The organism is Kitasatospora sp. NPDC127060 (assembly GCF_042724935.1).
Lineage (GTDB): Bacteria > Actinomycetota > Actinomycetes > Streptomycetales > Streptomycetaceae > Kitasatospora.
In genome coordinates, this window is sequence record NZ_JBHXEG010000177.1 from 1 (window position 1) to 3,351 (window position 3,351).

General features: G+C 72.8%; 3 protein-coding genes. All 3 read right to left on the reverse strand.

Going from position 1 to position 3,351, the window contains the following annotated elements:
* Positions 1-176: 176 nt before the first annotated feature.
* Positions 177-431, reverse strand: coding sequence for a chorismate mutase (locus tag ACFWIS_RS40485; RefSeq protein ID WP_380464067.1), 255 nt, complete (start codon positions 429-431; stop codon positions 177-179).
* An 86-nt stretch (positions 432-517) separates the two neighbouring features.
* On the reverse strand, positions 518-1,984 hold the full coding sequence (locus tag ACFWIS_RS40490; protein ID WP_380464066.1) for a DHA2 family efflux MFS transporter permease subunit: 1,467 nt from the start codon (positions 1,982-1,984) through the stop codon (positions 518-520).
* Positions 1,981-3,351: alpha/beta fold hydrolase (locus tag ACFWIS_RS40495; protein WP_380464064.1), on the reverse strand; the 1,371-nt coding region annotated here is incomplete at its 5' end. The genes ACFWIS_RS40490 and ACFWIS_RS40495, both read right to left, overlap by 4 nt.

A 3,351-nucleotide genomic window follows, 5' to 3' on the forward strand; every position in this document is an offset into this window, starting at 1 on the left:
CTGCGCCTCGTCCTTGTGGAGCGTGACCGCCCGGTAGGACTCGGGGAGCTTGATCGCCGCGAAGTCCGCCGACGTGGCGTCGGAGCTGAGGATCGTGTCGAGGATGGCCGAGATCTCGGTCATGTGGTGCTTCCCATCGGATTGGTGCGACTGAGGTGCTTGGGTACGCCCTACGGCTACGGCCGGCGGCGGGCGAGTTCGAGCAGCAGCAGGGCGAGTTGGACGCCAGGCCGGCCGAGGCCGCTCTGGTACTCCTTCAACATCCGGTTCTCCTTGGTGAGTTCGGTCCGGGGCAGACCGGCGGCCCGGCGGAGTTCCTCGATCTCGCCGACCAGTTCGGCACGGCGCCGGATCATCCGGATGAGGGACCGGTCGAGTTCGGAGAGTTCGTCCTGCCGCTCGTCGACGCGGATCGGCACGGTGAGTGACATGTCAGGCCTCGGCCTTCTGACGGGTTCCAAGTGGGTCGGGGAACCGGGCCGCCGCTGCCTCCCGGGCAGCGGCGGCCGGTCGACGGTCAGGCGCGCGGCTGGGGAACGGTCTCCCGCACGTCCGGTTCGGCCTTGACCGGGGCGGGCCCGCGCCGCTGGGCGCGGGCCAGGGTCAGGGCGGTCAGCGCGGCGAGCGCCGCTGCGGCCAGCGACCACCAGAAGGTGGTGGTGAACGCCGACATCCTGCTGTCCGCGCTGTCCCCCGCCTCGTCCAGGCCGTTCTGCAGGACGGCCACGAACACCGCCGTCGCGATCGAACCCCCGAGCCGCTGCAGCATGTTGATCTGCGGCGAGGCGTCGCTGATCTTGCGCGGGTCGACGGCCCGGAAGGCCGAGGTCATGGCCGGCATCACGGACAGTCCGGCCCCGAAGCCGGAGAGCAGCATGGCCGTGCCGACCACCGCGTACGGCGTGTCCGCCCCGACCAGGACGAACGGCACCGCCGCGGCGAGGCTCAGCGCCGCCCCGAGGAACGCGGTGCGGCCGCCGCCGAGCCGTTCGACGACCCGCCCGGAGAGCCAGGTGGCCGCGGCGGCGCCCGCGCTGGACGGCAGCAGCAGCACACCGGTGGTGACCGGGTCCGCAGCGCGCACGCTCTGGAAGTAGAGCGGCATCAGCACCATGCCGGCGTACATGCCCATGGACAGGAAGACCGTGGTGAGCGAGGCCGCCCGGAAGACCGGATCGCGGTAGAGCCCGATGTCGAAGAGCGGGTGCGCGGTCCGGAGGGTCCGGACGACGAACAGCGCCAGCAGCACCGCGCCGACGGCGATCGCGAGCAGCGCGACGGCCGAGGTGTGCCGGCCGCTCTCGCCGAACCCGTAGGTCAGGGCGACCATGCTGCCGGAGACGGCCAGGAGGCCGAGCGGGTCGAGCGGGGCCGAGTCCTGCGGGCCGTCGGCGCGGAGCAGGCGCAGTGCGCACAGCACGGCCACGGCTCCCACCGGCAGGTTGACGAGGAAGATCCACCGCCAGTCCGCGTAGTGGAGCAGGAGGCCGCCCGCGAACGGTCCGAAGACGGGGGCGAGCACGATGGGCACTCCGACGACCGCCATCACCCGCGGGAGGTTCATCGGTCCGGCCGCCCTGGCGAGGATGATCTGCCCGACCGGCATGATCAGACCGCCGCCGAGCCCCTGCAGGGCCCGGAGGGCGATGAGCTGCCCGGAGGTCTGGGCTGCGGCGCACAGGAGGGAGGCGACCGTGAAGACGACCACCGCGGCCACGTAGGTGCGCCGGGCCCCGTAGCGCCGGGCCGCCCAGCCGGAGACCGGGATCGCCGCGGCGACCGCGAGCAGGTAGGCCGTCACCACCCACTGGATGGTGTCGAGTTGGGCGTCGAGGCCGGACCCCAGCGCCTTGAGGGCGACGTTGACGATCGTCGAGTCCAGGAAGGACATGGTCGACCCCAGGATCACCACCGTGGCGGCTTTCCACACCTCGGGGCCGAGGCCCTGACGGGGAGTCGGGTCGGATTCGGTACGTATGCTCACTGCTGGGTCGTCTTTCCCTCGGTGCTGTGCTCCGGCTGCACGGTCCGCAGCCAGTCGTCCACCGCGTCGGCAGCGGTGCCGGCGGCGGCCTCCAGCATGGTGAAGTGGTCTCCGTCGACGTCCACGGGGGTGTGCGTCAGCGGCCAGGAGGCCCGCCGACCGCCCAGCGACTGCTCCGCCCGTACGAGCAGGGTCGGGGTCGAGACCACCTCGGGCGTCCAGCCGTGGAAGTGCCTGAAGTAGCCGCCCATGGCGGTGAGTCGGGCGTCCGTGGTCCAGCCGTACTCCTCCTCCCGGTCGAACATGGCCTTGACCATGTCGCCGCGGAAGGCGGGATCGGCGGCCTCGCCCGGCAGGAAGGTGTCGAGCAGGACCAGCCCCGCGGCCGGGCTGCCGAGCCGTTCCAGACGGGCGGCGACCTCGTGTGCCAGCCAGCCGCCGGAGGAGTAGCCGACCAGCGCGAACGGCGTGCCGTCGGCGTCGCGCAGCACCGACCGGGCGACGAGTTCGACGATCGCCTCGGCACTGTCCGGCAGTTCCTCGCCCTGGAGGTAGCCGGGCAGGGGCAGCGCGGACACCGCGCGCCGCTGTCCGAAACCTGCCGCGAAGCGGGCGTACTGGTGCGGGCTGGACATGGCCGTCAGCGAGGGCAGGCAGACCAGTGCCGATGCCACGAGGCCCTCGACAGGTCCCTCCGTGGGGCCCTCCGCGAGGCGGGCCGGTTCCAGGAGCTGCCGGGTGGCGCCCACCGAGGCGACCGGGAAGGACGGCCGCAGCCGGGAGGCCACCATCAGCAGATCGGTGGCCTCCTCCACCTTGCCGTCGGCGCAGGCCTGCCGGTAGAGCAGACCGATGGCGCCCGTGGGCTCCGCCGCCACCGGCACCTCCGGCACGGTCAGTTCACCCCGGAGGTGGTCGGCCAGGAGCCGGGGCGTCGGGTGGTCGAAGACCGCCATGGCGCTGAGCGTGAGCCCGGCCGCCGTGTTCAGCCGGTTGCGCAGGCGCACGGAGGTCAGCGAGTCGAAGCCCATCTCCAGGAACTTCCGGTCGGCATCGACCTGGTCGGGCCCGGCGTACCCGAGGACCGCGGCCGCATGGGTACGGACCAGGGCGAGCGGGTCGGTCAGATCGGCCGCGGGCGAGGCGTCCCGGGAGCCGCGCTTCGGCGCCGCGGGCACGAGGTCGTGGAGCAGGGGCGGCAGCCCCTCCTCGCGGGCCTGTACCCGGAGGGCGGGAAGGTCGATGCGGGCGGGCACCAGCACGGGGTGGTCGTGGGTGAGGCCGGCGTCGAAGAGTGCCAGACCTTCCTCGGTGGACAACGGCAGCATCCCGCCCCGCGAGATCCGCCCCACCTCCACCGACCCCAG